The organism is Haloferula rosea (genome assembly GCF_016595525.1).
GTDB lineage: Bacteria > Verrucomicrobiota > Verrucomicrobiia > Verrucomicrobiales > Akkermansiaceae > Haloferula > Haloferula rosea.
Window position 1 is genome coordinate 23,860 of sequence record NZ_JAENII010000017.1, and the last position, 17,749, is coordinate 41,608.

General features: G+C 61.1%; 15 protein-coding genes. 6 read left to right on the plus strand and 9 right to left on the minus strand.

Annotated elements, in window-relative coordinates; genetic code table 11:
- Window positions 1-10: 10 nt before the first annotated feature.
- Entirely contained in the window at window positions 11-1,117 is a 1,107-nt protein-coding gene (locus JIN81_RS17150) for a hypothetical protein (RefSeq protein WP_234045232.1), read from the plus strand.
- A 38-nt stretch (window positions 1,118-1,155) separates the two neighbouring features.
- Here the strand turns inward: JIN81_RS17150 and JIN81_RS17155 are convergent, their stop codons facing one another.
- Window positions 1,156-1,605 carry an RrF2 family transcriptional regulator gene (locus JIN81_RS17155; protein WP_200282829.1) on the minus strand — a complete coding sequence of 150 codons (450 nt, stop codon included), beginning with the start codon at window positions 1,603-1,605 and terminating at the stop codon, window positions 1,156-1,158.
- Window positions 1,606-1,723: 118 nt separating this feature from the next.
- Between JIN81_RS17155 and JIN81_RS17160 the strand changes: the two genes are divergently transcribed.
- Window positions 1,724-2,200, plus strand: coding sequence for a group III truncated hemoglobin (locus JIN81_RS17160; RefSeq protein ID WP_200282832.1), 477 nt, complete (start codon window positions 1,724-1,726; stop codon window positions 2,198-2,200).
- A 48-nt stretch (window positions 2,201-2,248) separates the two neighbouring features.
- On the opposite strand, the gene JIN81_RS17165 is transcribed toward JIN81_RS17160, so the two are convergent.
- From JIN81_RS17165 to nirK, 3 genes are read right to left on the minus strand one after another with little or no spacing between them, the layout of a single operon-like run.
- A complete protein-coding gene (locus JIN81_RS17165; RefSeq protein WP_200282835.1) occupies window positions 2,249-2,896 on the minus strand; it encodes an SCO family protein in 648 nt (215 codons plus the stop codon).
- Complete coding sequence (locus tag JIN81_RS17170) at window positions 2,893-3,669, minus strand: formylglycine-generating enzyme family protein (protein WP_200282839.1); 777 nt, start codon at window positions 3,667-3,669, stop codon at window positions 2,893-2,895. The genes JIN81_RS17165 and JIN81_RS17170 overlap by 4 nt, the downstream gene beginning before the upstream one ends.
- 14 nt (window positions 3,670-3,683) lie before the next feature.
- The gene (gene nirK / locus JIN81_RS17175) at window positions 3,684-5,045 is read right to left on the minus strand and encodes a copper-containing nitrite reductase (RefSeq protein WP_343217946.1); all 1,362 of its coding nucleotides are present in this window, start codon (window positions 5,043-5,045) and stop codon (window positions 3,684-3,686) included.
- Window positions 5,046-5,307: 262 nt separating this feature from the next.
- Here nirK and JIN81_RS17180 point away from each other — a divergent pair, with 262 nt between their 5' ends.
- The gene (locus JIN81_RS17180; protein WP_200282845.1) at window positions 5,308-5,700 is read left to right on the plus strand and encodes a hypothetical protein; all 393 of its coding nucleotides are present in this window, start codon (window positions 5,308-5,310) and stop codon (window positions 5,698-5,700) included.
- A 30-nt stretch (window positions 5,701-5,730) separates the two neighbouring features.
- Here JIN81_RS17180 and JIN81_RS17185 read toward each other — a convergent pair whose 3' ends face one another.
- The gene (locus JIN81_RS17185; RefSeq protein WP_234045234.1) at window positions 5,731-6,615 is read right to left on the minus strand and encodes a thiamine pyrophosphate-dependent enzyme; all 885 of its coding nucleotides are present in this window, start codon (window positions 6,613-6,615) and stop codon (window positions 5,731-5,733) included.
- 99 nt (window positions 6,616-6,714) lie between these two features.
- Window positions 6,715-8,490 (minus strand): 2-oxoacid:acceptor oxidoreductase subunit alpha, encoded by a 1,776-nt coding sequence (locus JIN81_RS17190; protein WP_200282860.1) that lies wholly within the window; start codon window positions 8,488-8,490, stop codon window positions 6,715-6,717.
- 14 nt (window positions 8,491-8,504) lie between these two features.
- On the opposite strand from JIN81_RS17190, the gene JIN81_RS17195 reads away from it, so the two are divergent.
- Window positions 8,505-9,401, plus strand: coding sequence for an Amuc_1099 family pilus-like system protein (locus JIN81_RS17195; RefSeq protein ID WP_200282863.1), 897 nt, complete (start codon window positions 8,505-8,507; stop codon window positions 9,399-9,401).
- Here JIN81_RS17195 and JIN81_RS17200 read toward each other — a convergent pair.
- Window positions 9,398-9,769, minus strand: a complete 372-nt coding sequence (locus JIN81_RS17200; protein ID WP_200282866.1) for a (2Fe-2S) ferredoxin domain-containing protein — start codon at window positions 9,767-9,769, stop codon at window positions 9,398-9,400. The two genes, JIN81_RS17195 and JIN81_RS17200, sit on opposite strands and share 4 nt — an antisense overlap.
- A gap of 96 nt (window positions 9,770-9,865) precedes the next feature.
- On the opposite strand from JIN81_RS17200, the gene JIN81_RS17205 reads away from it, so the two are divergent.
- On the plus strand, window positions 9,866-11,947 hold the full coding sequence (locus JIN81_RS17205; protein ID WP_234045237.1) for a leucine-rich repeat domain-containing protein: 2,082 nt from the start codon (window positions 9,866-9,868) through the stop codon (window positions 11,945-11,947).
- A gap of 102 nt (window positions 11,948-12,049) precedes the next feature.
- Here the strand turns inward: JIN81_RS17205 and ppdK are convergent, their stop codons facing one another.
- Complete coding sequence (gene ppdK, locus JIN81_RS17210) at window positions 12,050-14,884, minus strand: pyruvate, phosphate dikinase (RefSeq protein WP_200282872.1); 2,835 nt, start codon at window positions 14,882-14,884, stop codon at window positions 12,050-12,052.
- 149 nt (window positions 14,885-15,033) lie between these two features.
- Complete coding sequence (locus JIN81_RS17215; RefSeq protein ID WP_200282875.1) at window positions 15,034-16,692, minus strand: alpha/beta fold hydrolase; 1,659 nt, start codon at window positions 16,690-16,692, stop codon at window positions 15,034-15,036.
- Between the two features lie 109 nt (window positions 16,693-16,801).
- On the opposite strand from JIN81_RS17215, the gene JIN81_RS17220 reads away from it, so the two are divergent.
- On the plus strand, window positions 16,802-17,671 hold the full coding sequence (locus JIN81_RS17220; RefSeq protein WP_325100906.1) for a YihY/virulence factor BrkB family protein: 870 nt from the start codon (window positions 16,802-16,804) through the stop codon (window positions 17,669-17,671).
- Window positions 17,672-17,749: the final 78 nt, after the last annotated feature.

Consider the following 17,749-nt stretch of genomic DNA (forward strand, 5'->3'; position numbering starts at 1 on the left):
TGATGAATGCGTGGAAGCGGTGATCAAACATGACCTGCCCGATCGCTTTGGCTCGATGCTGGTCAAGGAGATGCGTCAGAACATGCGGCGTGGTAGCTTTGTGATACCGTTTCTTTCCGTGCATGCGCTCGCGGTGGCGGCGGTGGTGATGGAATTCCAGACCGGGGCCCAAGAGCGGTATTCGGATTGGGTCGGCATGCTGAATCTGAATGTGCTGATCAATTCCGGGCCTCTCTGGATCGTCATTGCGCTGATTGCTGCAGTGATCATGCCTCTGGGTGGTCTGGTCCTGATGGGGCAGGAACTGGAGGAGGGGAACCACGAGCTCTTGCTTCTCACCAAGCTGAGCCGCTGGAAGGTCGTCAGGGGGAAATTCTTCAGTCTGTGGTCGCTGAGCGTCCTTACCTTGTTCTCCCTGCTGCCCTACGTGATGGTCCGCTACCAGATCGGGGGGGTGGAATTGATCCGGGATCTGGCGTGCGCCCTCTCGGTTCTCGGGCTCTCCGCGATCGTCTGTGCCGGCGCGATTGGCGCCTCTTCGTTCAAGGGACTCGGCGCCCGGATGGGGGCGATGCTGCTGTTCCTCGCCTCGGCGGCGGGGTCCGGCGCGGTGGCGATTGCCGCCTGTGGAGCTCAGACGGAAGGGGCTGGCATTTTCTGGCACTTGAATGCCTTTGCGACCGTGGCCTGCTTCACGATGATGGGTCTGGGTCTCGCCCGGTCCCGTTTGCGTCTGGTGGTCCATGCGTATGAGGTGAAGCCGAGTTTCATGGTCGTGGGCCTGTTGTTTTTCGCTCCCTTTGTGGTGGGCATGACCACCGCGATGACCGCTGGGTTCGCCGGACTCGTCGGACTGATCGGAATGGGTCTGGTTTCAATCTATGCGGACGTGACACCGAAGGCTCCTGCGTGGGTCAAGGCACCCGGTGCGAATACTCCGGGGGCGCCCCCTGTGCCGACCGATCCAACGGCCGTTCCTTCCACGGCTGCCGTGCCCGGGACTCCTGCGCCGGTGGTGGCGGTGAATCCTCCGCTTCCCTCTTCGGATCCGGGCGATTTCGCGACGTCCGAGCCCGACAAGGCTCCAAACGGTCTTTCGGATTCCGCTCGTCCGTGAGCCGGGTTGGTCAGAGAGGGCAGCCTGATGAGCTTGGCTTATGAGCGGTCGGACTTGACGGGTACCTTGCTGTCGGTGCGGGTCTGATGCCCGTTTTGGGCATGCTTGATGAAGGAGGCGAAATCCAACTGCTTGAGCGTTTCCGCGGTCGAATCACTCAGGGCCATCAAGGTGTCGTGCATGGGACAGGGCTCACCAACACCACACCATCCGGGGCCGAACGGGCAGGCGCTCACATCACGGTGTCCCTCGAACTGCTCGACGATGTCGAACACGGTGATCTCAGCCGCGGGGCGGGCAAGTTGGTAACCTCCGCCGGGGCCCCGGGTGCCATTCACGAAGCCCGCTTGCGAGAGCACGGTGAGCACCTTCGCCACCAACGGCTGCGACAGGTTGCGGCTGTTGGCGATTTGCAGGGAATTGAGACGGGTTCCATCCGGTTGGATTTCCGCCAAGGCGCTCATGGCAGCCACCGCGCAGGCGCTCATTTTCCCGTATCCGAACATGGGCCTCAGCATCGCCGATCCGGCTGCGGCGTCGAGCTAAATCAGGATATAACGAAAGTTTGTTCTGGAATTGTGGGTGCATCGGGGGAACGGTGGCTAGGTGAGTGAACGATCGACTGATGCCAAGCGAACGGATATCCTGGGACGGGATGAGATCGTGGTGCTGGTGGATTCCTTTTATGACCGGGTGAGGGCGGACGATGTCATCGGCCCCATCTTCAACGAGGTGGTGGAGCTCGATTGGTCCGCGCACTTGCCGAAGATGTATGCATTCTGGCAAACGGTCTTGTTTCGCGATGGTGGTTTCCGAGGTGATCCCATCGGCAAGCATGCACGCCTGGTGCCCATGACGGACATGGGGCGGGACAAGTTCGATCGTTGGCTCGAGCTCTTCTCGGCGACCGTGGATGACTTGTTCGAGGGAGAGAACGCGGAGCACATCAAGCGCTGCGCGGCCGACATGGCCAATGTGATCCATTCCAAGATCAACGGTGTGGCTGATCCCAGGGTGGATTCTTCGAAACTTAACGACGAGCAACGGGCGAGGTACGCCAAGTATCGTGGTTCCCGGTCCTAGCGCGGAAAATGTCCTGTCCTCTTTGCGGTTGGAGGGGCGCTTGGTACCCTACGGCTTGGCGTTGGTGTCGGTTGGGTTGGGAAGAATGCCCCGCAGTGCCTTGATCGTGGCGTTCGGGGCGATCCCGAGTCCTTCCTGGCGATGAACGATGCTGCCATCGGCATCGATGAGTGTGATCAGATTGGAGTGGGCGAAGTCCCCATTCTCCAACTTCCGGTAGCGGGCACCGAGGGCGACGGAGAGTTCGAGCACATCACCGCTGTCACCGCGCAACCCTGACCAGCGGGACTGGTCGACGTGGTACTGCTTGAAGAACTCGCCGAGTTTCTCGGGCGTGTCGTTGGTCGGGTCGATCGAGACGAAGACGATGGCGACCTGCTTGCGCTCCGACTCGGTGAGTCCACGTTCGATTGCCATGAGATCGGCGACCAGTCGGGGGCAGGCAAACTGGCAGGAGGCATAGCCGATGGTCAGTAGCACCGGCTGCCCTTTGAGGTTGGCGAGTTTGAGTTCCTTCCCGTGTTGATTGGTCCAGACCGCATCGAGGTCGTAGATGGATCCCTCGGCATCGGTGGCGGCTTGCTTCTCCTTGCAGCATGGGGGTTCCTCGTCGGCGGAATAGGTCGTGCCGGGCATGGCCAGCAGGCCGAGCGTCAGGGCAGCGAGGTAGGGCAGGGGATGGTGGTGGAATTTCATGGAATCGAGCGGGCTCCTCGGAAGCCCAGGTTATTGACGGTGTAGTTGCCCTCCAGACTTGAGCGGAAGGCGTAGCGCATGAAGGCGGCGTAGTTGGCGGCATCGGTGGCGCTGACCGCGCCGCCGGCACAGAAAAGTGACCGGTCGAGAGTGGAGTCGCTTCGAGCGGCGCCGGTGACCATCTGGTTGTTGAAGTCTTCGACCCATTCCCAAACGCAACCGTGGAGACCCTGGATGCCCCGCAGGTCAGCGGGTAGATCGGACACGGACGGGAGGACGGCAGGAGTGGGCTTGGCATACCACTCGAGAATTTTCTTCAAGAAGGCGGGATCCTTGCTCGCATCGCCGCGTTCGGCATCTGCAAGGGCCGCGAACTCCCATTCATCTTCACGTGGCAGGCGTTTGCCACAGGCCTTGAGATAGGCTCTTGCGGCGAACCAGGAAACCCGGATGACGGGGGCGTTCTCCGGGGCCTTGTCACCCAGGACTTCATCCGCCTCCCAGTGGGAAAGATAGCCATCGTCTGCGAACAGCCGTTTGGCGGATGAGCGTTTCCATTCCGGATGCTCGCGGACGAATGCCAGGAACTCGCCGTTGGTGACCGGGCGTCGGTCGAGGAGAAACGGAGCCACGGTCCGCGGTTTGTCCCGTTCTCCGAACATCGGGACATAAGTGCCTCCCTCGACCTTCGCCATGTCCGCAGGGATATCGTCCGGGGGTCCGGAGACGGCCACGATGGCGGTGGCGACAAGAACGAGGGAGGTCAGTTTCATCGGCTCTTGAGGTGTTATTTGGCGGCGCGGACCTTGGCGACTTGCTCTGGCTTGATTTCGTGGCCGTCGTTGTCCCATTGGGCGTAGACGTAGGTCAGCACGTTGGCGACGTCTTCATCGGACAAGTCGAGCTTCGGCATGATGCTGTTGTACTTCGCTCCATTGACGGTCACCTCGCCTTGCAGTCCGTCGATCACCGTGGTGATGGCACGGTCGACATCCGCATTCAGGTAGTCGGACTTGGCAAGGGGAGGGAAGGCGGCAGGCACGCCCACACCGGTCGGCATGTGGCACGCCGCGCAGTTGCGGTCGTAGACGAGTTGTCCTGCCTTGATTCGCTCTTCCTTGTTGGTCGCTACGGGTGCCGCCCTGCTGTCGCTGGGCATGCTCTGGATGGCACCACCTTCAGGCAGATAGACCTCGTCCTTCTTCTGTCCGGAGAACACCAGCAGGTCAGGATCTCCATCCACATTCAGGATGCCCAAGGCTCCCTTGTTGAAGGCGCGGAAGATCGAGTGGTCCACAAGGATGAAGTCGCCGCCGGTATCCAGTGTGAACTCGCAGATGGCCGATCCGCCGGCAGGAACGAGGGTCGTCTGAACGTTTTCCTGGGTTTTCGATCCTCCCTCGTAGTAGACCTTGTCAAAGATCTCCCCGATCACGTGGAAGGACGAGACGAGGTTCGGACCGCCGTTGCCGACGAAGAGTCGCACGGAATCTCCGACCGACGCCTTGAGGGCCTTCTCGCCCGTCATGGATCCCACGCTGCCGTTGAAAACGACATAGTCCGCGTTCTCCTCGATGGCTTTCTCCATACTGAAACCCTGAAGTCCGGGTTCGCCGTACTTGCCTGTGGTGTAGAAGTCACCCTGCACGACATAGAATTCGCGATCGACGGGAGGGAGGCCTTCCTCCGGTTCCACGAGGATCAGGCCATACATGCCGTTGGCGATGTGCATGCCGACCGGAGCGGTGGCGCAGTGATAGATGTAGAGTCCCGCGTTCAGTGCCTTGAAGGAAAAGTTCGTCTGGTGGCCGGGAGCGGTGAAGGTTGCCTTCGCGCCTCCTCCGGGTCCGGTGACGGCGTGGAGGTCGATGTTGTGAGGCATCTTGCTCGACGGATGGTTCTTCAAGGTGAAGTCCACGAGGTCACCTTGGCGCACGCGGATGAATTTGCCCGGCACGCTCCCCCCGAAGGTCCAGAAGGTGTAGTCAACGCCGTCGGCCATGCGTTTGACCACCTCGGTGACTTCAAGCTCCACGGTGACGTGCGCCGGGTGCTTGCGGGTGATGGGAGGCGGGACGTTGGGAGCGTCGGTGAGGACAGCGACTTCCTTGGCGCTTGGCACCTCATCGGTGCCTTGGGCCAAGGCCATCGGCGACGCGCAGATCGTGGCGTAAAGCAGCGGGCGTATGGGTAGATTCATCACAATTGGCGGTTGGTTTTCTGATTGGCTCTTAGCCTGCCTCATGGATAGCCCGATCAATCATCCAAAACAAGAATAAAAGACCGAGAACTCTGGAATTAGGAACGAGGAACGGAGAGATTCGATTCTGTGGCTGGTCGGGCCGGGGTTTCTTGGCTATTGGTGGGGGATGGAGGGATGGAACCGTGCCATTCTTGGACTTTTGCTGATCGTGGCCTTACTGGCAGTCGGCATGGGGTCGGGGTGGATTGGGATCCGTTACCCTGAAGTGGTCGAGAACGAACCTCTGAACGCCCCGGTCGGGATCAAAAGCATCAGTGCAGGGAGCCTGAAACTCGCCGACGGTCGGGCCTACAAGCTCGATCCGTATTGGCCGGATGAGGATTGGTTCAAGCAGTGTGTACCCGGGACGCAGGTCGAGATTGAGGAGGTCGGCGGGGGTGAAGTCACCGTGTGGGCCAACCGCCCCGGCTGGATCTGTGGCACGCCATGGGCCGAACCGATCCGGATTCCGCTGATCCGTGATGTGGTCTATCGCAACCGGCGGGAGATCCTGACCTTTGCCATCCCTGCTGCTGACGGCGGCCCTCCTCCGTCAGAGTAGCGGCGTGTTGTCGTCCGGTGGGCGGCTGACTCAGCGCATGGAAGCGAAGCGTTTGCGGAGCAGGTCTTTCCCGGAAAGGTCGGGGCTTGCCGCCTGGGCCTCCTCCACCCATTGCCACTCGAGTTCGTTCTTGGTCGGTCTACGTTCTTCGTAGTAGACGCCGAACTTGCCCGGTGCATTGTCCTCGGCCAGTTCCATGGCGGCTGCGGTCGATCCTGTGTCCTGGGTGTCTTCATCGACGAGTTCGAAGGCTCCACCTTTCCTCGGGTTTCCGGAGTCAAAGGCGCCGGGGTAGAACATGGTGCATTCCGACAGGGTTTCGACGACGGCAAAGCCCGGGTGCAGGATGGCACGCTCGAACATCTCGTTCATGTGCTTCACCTGGGCGGCGTGGGTGCGTGCCACGAAGGAGGCTCCGGATGCCACCAACTGGGTCATCGGGTTGATCGGGCGGTCGATGGCTCCGCGCGGGTCGGTCTTCGAGCGGCGTCCGATGGGGGTGGTGGGCGACGTCTGGTTCTTGGTCAGACCATAGACGTAGTTGTCCATGATGACGTACGAGAGGTTGACGTTTTTGCGTGCCGCGTGGGTCAGGTGGTTGCCACCGATGGAGTAGCCGTCACCATCGCCACCGAAAACGAAGACGTGGAGATCGGGACGGGAAAGCGAGATTCCGGTGGCCAGTGGGAGCGCCCGTCCATGGATGAAGTGGATGCCGTGGGCATTGACGAAGTAGGGAAAGCGGGAGGAACAGCCGATGCCGGCGACGCAGACGATCTTCTCGTGGGGGATGCCGAGCTTCTGCACGACATTGAAAAAGGACGCCAGCACCGCGAAGTCACCGCAGGCTGGGCACCAGGTCGGGTGGTCGGCTTTGAGCTGCTTCTTGGTGAGTTTTTCGGCAGGTGTGCTCATGATGTTGGGTCTTAAAGTCTGAATGTCGGAAGGTCTAAAAGTCAGAAGAGTCGAGGTCGTGGGACGTTCAGACCTTTGACCTTCCGACCTTTGACGAATCTATGCTTTTGAGAGAATGGTGGTGGCTCCTTCGACGATCTCCTTCACGCGGAAGGTGATGCCCTCGACCTTGTTGAGTGACTGGATGTTGGGGTTGCAGGTCACCGACCGGAGAAGGCTGGCGAGCTGGCCGTAGCCGTAGACTCCGGCGTCGTTCATCTCGGGAACGATGATGTGGGTGTAGCGATGAAAGATGTCACCAAGACCGTTCCGCAGGGGGTGGATGTGACGCAGATGAAGGGAACCGGTTTTCGTTCCGTTGGCTCGTAGTTGATCCGTAGCCTCGAGGATGGGGCCGTAGGTGGAACCCCACCCGATGAAGAGAATGTCGCCCTGCTCGTCGCCATAGAAGTCGGGCGCCGGGAGGGCGTTGGCCAGACGGACCAGCTTCTCGCGGCGCTTGGCGGTCATCGCCGCGTGGTTCTGCGGGTTGCTGGACGGGTGTCCCCATTCATCGTGTTCCAAGCCGGTGACGACGGGATACTTGCCTTCGCTGGATCGCGCGCCGGGTGGCGAGTGGCGGGTGATCTTGTCGAGTGGGTAGGGTTTGAAGTCCGCGCCGCGTTCGCTCAGATCGAGTTCCGGTTCCCTCCAGTGTTTCTCGAGGTCGGGCTCCGGGAAGGCTTCGATACGCGTGGCGATGGCCTGATCGGATAGAATGATGACGGGTGTGGAGTACTCGCGTGCGATGCGACAGGCCTCGATGGCGGTGTAGAAACAGTCTTCGACATCACGGGGAGCCAGGACGACGCGCGGGGCGTCACCATGGGAGCCGTAGATGGCCTGCATGAGGTCGGACTGCTCGACGGAGGTCGGCAGCCCCGTGGATGGTCCGCCGCGCTGGATGTTCACCACGATGAGAGGGATCTCCGCCATGCATGCATAGCCGAGGGCCTCCGATTTCAAGGAGAGTCCGGGGCCGGATGAGCCGGTGATGGCGAGGTGACCGGAGTAGGCGGCACCGATGGCGGTCGCGATGGCGGCGAGTTCGTCTTCCGACTGGATGAACATGCCGCCATACTTCGGCAGCTCCGAGCGGAGGCCTTCCATGATGCTCGACCACGGGGTGATCGGGTAGCCCGCGCCGAAGCGGCAGCCGCCGGCGATCAGGCCGAGGGTCAGCATGGTGTTGCCGTCGGTGGAGAGCCGGTTCGCTTCCTCGTTCTCGCCAGGAGCGAAGGGCATGTGCTCGATGTCGTGAACGCTCCAGGCGTAGCCGGCGTCAAAGGCGAGCAGGGCATTGCGCAGGACATCCTCGGACTTGGAGCCGAACTTGCGGCTGATGATTTCGACCAATCGATCGCGGTCGAGCTTGTAGACGGCACACAGCATGCCGAGCACGAAGATGTTCTTGCCGCGGTCCTTGGCGGATCCGCCGATGGCTTCGATGGAGGCCGAGGTGAAGGGGATGCCGATATGGCGGATGTCGCGTTCTTCCTTCAGTTCTTCGACCTTGTCGCTGTCGTAGAAGCAGATCCCTCCGTCGCGCAGCGAGTGAAGATGCTGGTCGTAGGAGTCCTGATAGAAGGCGACGAGGGTGTCGGCTTCGTCGCCCGGGTGCAGCACTTTTCCCGATCCCAGATGGACCTGGAAGATGGATGCACCGCCGGAAATGGTGCTGGGGATCGTCATGTAGGTCATGACGTCCTGAGCGGTCGAGCCGGCAAGCTGGGCGAGGAAGGCACCGATGGATTGGATGCCGTCCTGAGACTGGCCGGCGAGACGGATGACCGCGTTGCGGAGTGGATGGTTGGTCGGGGTTTGTGTCGTGTCCATCGGTCTGGGTTCGGGTGGACGAGGGGTTCCGTAAAGAGGTAACAAAAACCGGATGTTTCGGAAGGGAAAAGAGGGAGCGTCTCGGGGCAGGTGATGCCTACTGTATTGTCTCGACGGGGCTGGGAGGGGTATCCGATATTCCGGATTGTATGAGTCGGCTCTGTTTCCTGTGCGTCTGCATCTGGAGCTTTGTGGTCGTAGGGTGTGGACCGTCAGTGGGTGATGCAGTGATGGAAGAGAAACCATCGGGTGGTGCGAAGCGACAGGTGGATGAAAGGGGATCGCAGCGGGTGAGGGTGGAGAAGAGAGTCGATCTCGATGATCTGAAGTTTGAAGGACTGGAGTCGAGGCGATGGGTCGTTCTCTTCGGATTTGAATTTCAGGGCAAATGGGTCCCGAAGGCGGAGTATCAGGGCGGTGTGAAGCAGCGGGTCTCGTTTCAAGAGCCGTTGAGTCCAGGTGACCTGTTCTTTACGGATGGACCACTCAAACTCCGCTTCAAGTTCCTTGGCTTTGAAGAACGCCCCGTGGAGAATCCCAGGCTCGGAGTGGTCGAGGTGCTCAAGTTTGCGCGCTTCGAGGATATGGATCCCAAAAAGCGTGGCAGGGTGTATGAAGTGCCAAATCGTCTTCCAAGGGCGCGACTTGATGAATATGCCCACCATGACGAGGAGGTCACACTACGATGGGAACCCGAGCGTGGGGTTGCCAAGAGCTTCGCGCTTTCTGAGGGAGACTGGTTCAGGCTGCCGGGGGTGGCTTCATCTCCAGCCTATCGGTTGAAGAAGGTCACCGGGCGTAGCGTGAGCGTGGAGTGGCTCGAAGAAGGGAAGACGCACGTCAGGCTGATACAGGTCGAGCACCCAAGGGCTGAGCCCGCCGCAACCATCCGTGAGTTGATCGGCGACTAGGAGCCCCCGACGTCCGGTTCTACCCGGAGGCGGAACTCGTCGACCGGCTCTCCGCCAACGAGGTGCTCGTCGATGATGCGATCGAGGACTTCGGGGGTGCAGGAGTGATACCAGACGCCTTCCGGATACACGACGGCGATCGGGCCGCGCAGGCAGACGCGCAGGCAGTCGGCCTTGGAACGCAGGATCTTCGGCCCACTGAGACCGAGGCGATTGAGGCGTCGCTTCAGATGATCCCATGACAACATGCCGACAGCGGGATCGCAGCACTTCGGTTTCGTCGGATCGGCACAGAGGAAGATGTGCTTTTCACCGTCGCCAATGCCTGCGGCACGTGCGGCGGCTTGAAGTTCGGCATCCAGTGGCATGCAGGGATGCTCTCCATGGGCGGCGCGACGCCAAGAATGAAGTGAATTGTGACGGACACCCGGATGGGGCCATGCTAACACGCGAGCATGATCCGGATGTTTTTGGTTTTTCTGGTCGGGCTCTCCAGTGCTTGGGGGGAAGGGTATGAGTTCCGCTACGAGGGGAAGGCTTTTGAGCCTGGCATCGACGTGGTATTCGGAGAGCCGGGGGAGCCCGCGGAAGGGGATGTGGCATGGGTGAGGGGATTCCGGATCGTGCTCGGCAAACCGGGGATCCACGAGTTTCGACAGGAGGGTGAAGGTCTATTGGTCGGGAAATTGCCGGGCGACCCGGAGGAACGCCCGATCGCCGTCCGCGTGGACACGAGCTATGAGGGTGACGAACCGCAGTTGGTCGATCCCTTGGCGGCGATGCCGGCCGAGCAGAAGCGATTGCTGCGGGGTGTGATGCTCGAGGAGCTTCCCAAGGATGTCTCTGCATCGTTGGGCGATATCGACTGGTCCCACGCGGTCCTGGTCGTGTCCCAGGAATTTGCCGAGTCCGATGACGAAACCCTCCGCGCCTTGCCGGACGGAGTGCGCTACTTCGAACTGAACCTGAGTCGCACTCCAAGCATCGAGAACGTGGCTGCCCTCAGCGCGGCAAAGGATTTGGTTTGGTTGGAATTGGACAGCGGCTTCGAACTGGATCTGCGATCCTTGGCAGGGCTGCGCGAGCTGCGTTCGCTCGGGCTCCGTTGGGCGAGTGTGAAAGAGACGGACTCCTTGGCATCTCTCACTCAGCTGCGTGAGTTGGATCTCTACAACGTGGATGCCATTGGCGATCTCGGCTTTGCCTCATCGCTCACCGAGCTCCGGAAGATCGGGATCGCCAGGACTCCGGTGACCGATCTTCAGCCCTTGGCGGGATTGTCGAAGCTGAGGGAGGTCGATGCGGATTTCACCCAGATCGAGACCTTGCCCGACGCGCCGAAGTGGGAAGCCCTGCGGCGTTTGTCGATGCTTTCCACACCGGTTGAAGCGGAGGATGTAGAGGCGTTGAAGTCGATTGCGCCCGATGCACAGATTCTCATTTCCTGGCATGAGGCGTTGATGCGTCAAATCGACGGGTCGGACCGCCTGCGGGTTCGCAGCGGGGGGACCTGTCACCGGGATCCCTCGACGGAGGAGACGCTCTTCGAGATCACGGGGGAGGATGAGATCCGCGGGTTGTTTGAGAAACTGGAGATCGATGACTCCGATTCCGGATTCCATTGCATGTGCTGCGGGGAACCGTCGCTGGAGCTGTATCGTGGCGATGTGCTGGTGGCCACGCTCGGGTTTCACCATGGTCGGAGTCTCCGCTGGTCGGAAGGGTGGCCGGGGGATGCGTTGTTGACGGAGGAGGCGGGCGACACGATTTGCGAATTCCTGGCGGAGCACTGGGTGTCGGAACCTCTGCAGGAATTGGAGGAGAAGAAGGCTCGGGAGGGGGCGGCCCGGAGGCTCTGGAAGGCCTACCTGGAGCTTGCTTCGGAAGCATTCTTTGAAGCCTTGAGTGCCGACGATGCGGAGACGGCGGAAGTGATCGAGAAGGAATGGCCCGATGCGGATGAACGGGCAGCCCGCTTGTTCGCCCTGTATGGCGCAAGGGTCACCGGAGCGTGGAGGTTGTCCGCCGGCTACGACAGCCTCCTTCAGGAGGGATTACTGGGTGAACTGGAAGCGCGTGCGGTGTTGGATCTGGTGGCCCGTGAAGACTTGCCCGCAGAGGTGATGCAGGGGCTGACCCGCTGGTTTCTCTTTGATCGCGAGAGCGAGGAGGTCCGTGGCAAACTCGGCGATGAAGCCATCCGCAAACTGGGTGAGTGGGGGCTTCGGCATCCGCTCGCCGACAATCGGGAGGAGGCATTGTATGGTCTTGCCTCGATGAAGCACCCGGAGGCGACCCGCTTGGTGACTGAGTTTTTGGAAGGTCGTCTGGAGGCCCGTGACAAGGAGGTCGCGGGGGATCCGGGTGGTTCCGTCACCTATCGCCCGCATGGCGACTCCGCGCCGGATGGGGCAGACCTGGAAGGGGTGGCGGCGTGGCTGCTGATGGGGCTCGATCCCGCTTCGGCCCGGCCGCTGATCGAGAAGCGCTTGAAGTTGGTCGAGGGAGAGCAGGCGAAGGTGCTGAAGCTGGCCCTGGAGCGGTAGGTGACCGAGTGAGCGCAACGACGATGCGGTGGCTGCGATCGTGACCCAAAAAAAGCCGCTCCGGCGGACCGGAGCGGCTTTGGGAATCAGGTCAGAAGTTGATTACTTCTTGGCTGCCTTGCGGGCGGCCTTCTTGGCAGTCTTCTTCTTGGTGGCTTTCTTGGCGCGAGGGACGGTGCCACCTTCGATCGACGCCTGAGCGGCGGCGAGGCGGGCAACCGGCACGCGGTATGGCGAGCAGGACACGTAGGCGAGACCCAGCTTGTGGCAGAAGGTCACCGAATCCGGATCACCACCGTGCTCACCGCAGATGCCGAGCTTGATGCTGCGACGCGTGCTGCGGCCCTTTTCGACGGCGATTTCCATCAGCTGGCCCACACCGGTGGTGTCGAGCGACGCGAATGGGTTTTTCGGATAGATGTCGTTCTCCGTGTAGCTGTTGAGGAACGATCCCATGTCGTCGCGGCTGACGCCGAGTGCGGTCTGGGTGAGGTCGTTCGTGCCGAAGGAGAAGAACTGAGCGTGCTTGGCAATCTCGTCTGCGGTGACCGCGCCACGAGGGACTTCGATCATGGTGCCGACGAGGTATTTGAACTTCACGCCCTTCTTGTCCATGACTTCCTTGGCCACGCGGTGGATGATTTCCACCTGCAGCTCGAGCTCGCGGGCGTAGCCGACGAGAGGAACCATGACTTCAGGCTGCACTTCGATGCCCTTCTTCACGCACTGCGCTGCAGCTTCGAAGATGGCCTGAGCCTGCATCTCGGCGATTTCCGGGTAGGAAATGGCAAGACGGCAACCCCGGTGACCGAGCATCGGGTTGAACTCGTGCAGGTCATGCACGCGCTGCATGATGGTCTCGACCTTGACGCCGATGGTGCGGGCCAGGTCCATTTGCTGTTCCTTCGTGTGAGGAAGGAATTCGTGGAGTGGTGGGTCCAGCAGGCGGATGGTGCCGGGCTTGCCGTCGAGTGCCTTGAAGATGCCGAAGAAGTCCTTGCGCTGGTGCGGAAGAAGCTTCTTGAGCGCCGCGCGGCGGTCCTTCTCGTTCTCAGCGAGGATCATCTCACGCATGGAGTCGATCCGGTCGCCTTCGAAGAACATGTGCTCGGTGCGGGTGAGGCCGATGCCTTCCGCGCCGAATGCGACGGCGTTCTTGACCTGCTCGGGAGTGTCGGCGTTGGTGCGGACACCCATCTTGGTGGCTTGCGAACACCACTCCATGAGCTGGACGAAGTTCTTGAACTTCTCGGTCTTCTGCGAGGCCTTCTTGTTCTGGATCAGGCCGGTGATGATTTCCGATGGCTCGGTGGCAAGCTCACCACCGTAAACGGTGCCGGCGGTGCCATCGATGGACAGATACTGGCCTTCCTTGAAGGTCTTGCCACCTGCTTTGACGGTCTTGTTCTCGTAGTCGACCTCGACTGCGGCGGCACCACAGACGCAGACCTTGCCCATCTGGCGGGCAACGAGTGCGGCGTGGGAGGAAACCCCGCCGCGAGCGGTGAGGATGCCTTCCGCTGCGATCATGCCACGAAGGTCTTCCGGGGAAGTTTCGACGCGGACCAGAAGCACCTTCTCACCCTTCTGGGCGGCGGCTTCGGCGCGGTCGGCATTGAGGTAGATCTTGCCCGAAGCGGCACCAGGTCCGGCCGGGAGGCCGGTGGCTACCACCTTGGCCTTCTTCGCCTCGGCAGCGTCGAACACGGGAGCGAGGAGCTGGTCAAGCTGGTCGGCCGGGTTGCGGAGCACGGCGGTCTTCCAGTCGATGAGACCTTCCTTCACCATGTCGGCAGCGAACTTCAGGGCGGCAGCAGCGGTGCGCTTGCCGTTCCGGGTCTGAAGCATGAACAGCTTGCCGTCTTGGATGGTGAACTCGACGTCCTGGACGTCCTTGAAGTGCTTCTCGAGGATCTGACGAACCTTCATCAGTTCCTTGAAGGCGGCAGGGAGGGCCTTGGCCATGCCTGAGACAGGGTCCGGAGTGCGGACACCTGCGACGACGTCCTCACCCTGGGCGTTGACGAGGAACTCACCGTACAGCTCGTTCTCGCCGTTGGCAGGGTTACGGGTGAAGGCCACACCGGACCCGGAGTTCTCACCGGTATTGCCGAAGACCATGGCCTGCACGTTGACGGCGGTGCCCCAAGCGGCAGGGATGCCGTATTTGCGGCGGTAAACGATCGCGCGGTCGTTCATCCATGAGCTGAAGACGGCGCCGGCGGCACCTTCGAGCTGCTCCCACGGGCAGTCAGGGAAGCCCTTGCCGGTGCGGGTCTTGACCAGCTTCTTGAACGCGGCGACGAGGGCCTTGTTGTCCTCGGCGGTCAGGTCGGAGTCGACGATGTCCTTGCCGTAGACCTTCTGCTTGTAGCTTTCGATCACGTGCTCGAATGGCTCGTGGTCTTCGCTCGGGAGCTTCTGGACGCCAAGTACGACGTCGCCGTACATCTGGATGAAGCGGCGGTAGCAGTCCCATGCGAAACGCTCGTTGTCGGTGGCCTTGGAAAGTGCGGCGACGGTGTCGTCGTTGAGGCCGAGGTTGAGGACGGTGTCCATCATGCCGGGCATCGAGTCACGGGCACCCGAGCGAACGGCGAGGAGGAGCGGGAAGCCTTCGGCGTCGCCGAACTTGTATCCCATGATCTTCTCCATGTTGGCCACACCCGCCTCCATCTGGGCGCGGAGGGTCTTCGGGTAAGTTCTCTTATGGTCGTAGTAGTAAGTGCAGACCTCGGTGGTGATCGTGAAGCCGGCAGGGACGGGCAAACCGATGCGGGTCATCTCCGCGAGGTTGGCACCCTTGCCGCCGAGGAGCTCTTTCATTTTCCCGTTGCCGTCGGCCTTGCCGTTGCCCCAGGTGTAAACGTACTTCGGTCCCTTTGCGGAGGCCGTCTTCTTGGCCGCCTTTTTTGCGGTCTTTTTGCGTGTAGCCATCGTGTGTCTCAGTGGATGAGTTATTGCGTCGAAGGAGCACCGGGCGAGCGAATCACTGAATCGAAAGCCCCTCCGGCGCGGACGCGCGGGAGCTTAGGGTGCGGAAACCCCGTGTCAATGAACGAGTTCCGTATGTTGTCCGGCTGTTTTCAGCGTTTCGAGCGGGGTCCGCTGCCCTTGATGAGGTCGGGGCGGTGTTTGTTCACTCGGGGGAGGATCAGCGGGGCGAGAGGGAGTCCGATGTGTTCGAGCAGGATCCGGTGGGTTTCCCGGATGGCCTCGGGGTTCTGGTGGACGAAATGGGTCGCGGTGATGATTTTCTCGGATTCCGCCTCTTCAAGGTGCGAACTCCAGTAGGCCACCACGCCGTCGCTTCCGAAGCCGAGGTCTCCGATGATGCTGTGAACGGGGACATCCGGGTCGGTCGGGATCCGGTTGACTTCGCGGATGAAGCGGCTGTCGGGGCTCAGGGTGTCGATGCTGTTCGGGACGCGGTCGAGCATGATGCCGGCTTGGTTTGCCGTGACCCGGGATACCAGATCGTCCCTGAGTTCGGCGAAGGTGTCGGGGAGTTTGACGAGCCGCGAGGTGAGTTTGCCGACGAAATTCTGTGCCAGTTCGCTGCCTCGGTGAGGGGCGGCGATGTACACGACCCGGTCGATCTTCGGCTCGGCTTTAAAAACGACCGACCTTTTCAGGAGCTCGGCGCTGCGACCGCGAATCTGGGTTTGTGAGCTGGTTTGCCCGAAAACGTTCGTCCAGATCCGCTCGTCGGCGTCGGTGATCATCAGGCGGCTGATGAGCCCACCCATGCTGTGTCCGATCAAAATGGCGTCCTTGTGGTCCGGGTATTGGGCGCGGACCTTGGCGAGTTCATCGCGCAAGATGGCTGCTGATTGGGGGTAGGGGTAGCCACTCGGGTAGCTGAAGGTCCAGAACTGGTAGTGGGTGCGGATGCTTTCGTCGGCCATCAGGCCGAAGTACATGGGTGCCCAGGTCGAGGGGGAGTCCTGCAGTCCGTGGACGAAAATCACCGGAATGCGGTCGGGGTCGTAGGGCTGCACGGCGGTGACCCGTGAGGTGTTGTCGAACTTCGAGGGGTTGAAGAGTCGCGTCAGGCCGAGTTTGTCGATCCGCTCGTGGGAAAGCATCAGCGATGTGGTCGCACTGTAGTTTGCGGCCAGCTGGTAGGACTGACCGCCAATTTGGAAGGCTTCCGTCCGGTGTGGGTCAGCCAGCAAGAGCCGGGCTTCATTTCCATCGAATCGGACGACGGCGGTCAGGTTCCGGTAGTAATCGCTGAGTTCGAGCCCGAGCTTGTCGTCGAGTGCTCTGCTGGAAACGATCGGTGCTCCGATGCCGGGCTTGATCGAGTGCGAGTAGGCGTGGCGGCCATGGAATTCCACGCGGTCGGCGGCGTAGATGGTGCGGTGAAGGAACCTCAGTTTGTCCGGATTCTCGAGTTGGAGGGTGTAGGTCGTCCGGGTGGCGGGAAGTTGGACGACTCCCTGATCCAGGATCCGGCTCGCGGACAGCTCCTCGACGAGGCGCGCGACGAGCTGGTTGTAGGCGGGGATAGTTTGGGTGTCGCCATGGCGGATGGCGATGCTTGCAAGGTGGGCACCTTCGAGGAGCTCCCCGGCGGCAGCGTATGGATTCCTCTGGTGATGCTGCTTGTATTGTCGAACCGCCTCAATGGCCACTGGATGAGCCGGGGTGGGGGGTGCCACCTCTCTCACGGTCACCGGAGCGATGCAACTGGCTGCGACGAGAGCCACCAGAATGCATGCGGGATAGAGAGGGTTCATGACGGCTGTCCGTCCAACCAACTCTTCCTTGGCAGGATTCTCAAGTGTGTTCTGAGCTGCCCGCTGCTGGCGTCTTGTCGCGGCCGGTGATCCGTTCTAGTTTTCCGTGGTGTGGAGAAATCTGATTGACGAGTGCAAGACGCTCGGGGAGGCATGGGTTCGCTATGAGTGTGCCTCACTGGCGGCCGGTGTCTCATTTTACGCGGCCTTGTCGATCTTTCCTCTGATGCTCGTGCTTGTGGCGGCGGTGGGCTCCTTCTTCCGCTTCATGGAACGCGGGCAGAATGCTGTGGAGGAGATCCACCTGACGATTGCCCAGCAGCTTTCTCCCCAAGCCGCGGATTCGTTCACGGATGTTTTCGAGCAGATTCAGACGCGTGCGCTTTTCAACGGCCCCTTGGCGGGTCTGATGCTTCTCTTTGCGGCGACGCTGGTGTTTTTCCAGATCGACCGGGCGTTCTATCGGATTTGGGATTTGCGCCAGCGAGTCGGCGACCTGGGAATCTGGGGGGCGCTACGCAGGATGTTGGTTTCCCGGGTTCGATCGCTGGGACTCGTGATGGGAACCTGCTTTCTGGTGGTCGTGGTATTTGTCTCGGGTCTTGCGTTCAGAGCGGTCATGTCGATGGCGCAGGAGTGGTTCCCGGAAGTGTCGATCCTGTCGCCGTTGGTGGCTTCGTTGATCAGCGTTGTCATCAATCTGGGTGTGTTCTCGTTCCTCTACAAATTCCTGTCGAAGGAATGGGTCAGCTGGTTGGTCTGCCTCAAGGCGGGAGTGGTGGCAGCGGTGCTCCTCGAGTGTGGCGGGTGGGTGCTCGGGGCGCTTTCGTTTGGGAGCAACTTCAGTGCCTACGGGTTGATCGGGTCGTTCCTCGTGGTGCTTCTCTGGATCTATTACAGTGTGATGGTATTGCTTATCGGCGCCCTGATCGTGCGCACCGGGACGCGGCCACTCGTCGACTTCCGTGCGAGAATTTGACGGAAGGGAGATCCGCCGTTCGGAGGGAATCGCTTGCGCCCGTTCCCTTCAAGTGTAGGGCATTGCCTATGAAGATGA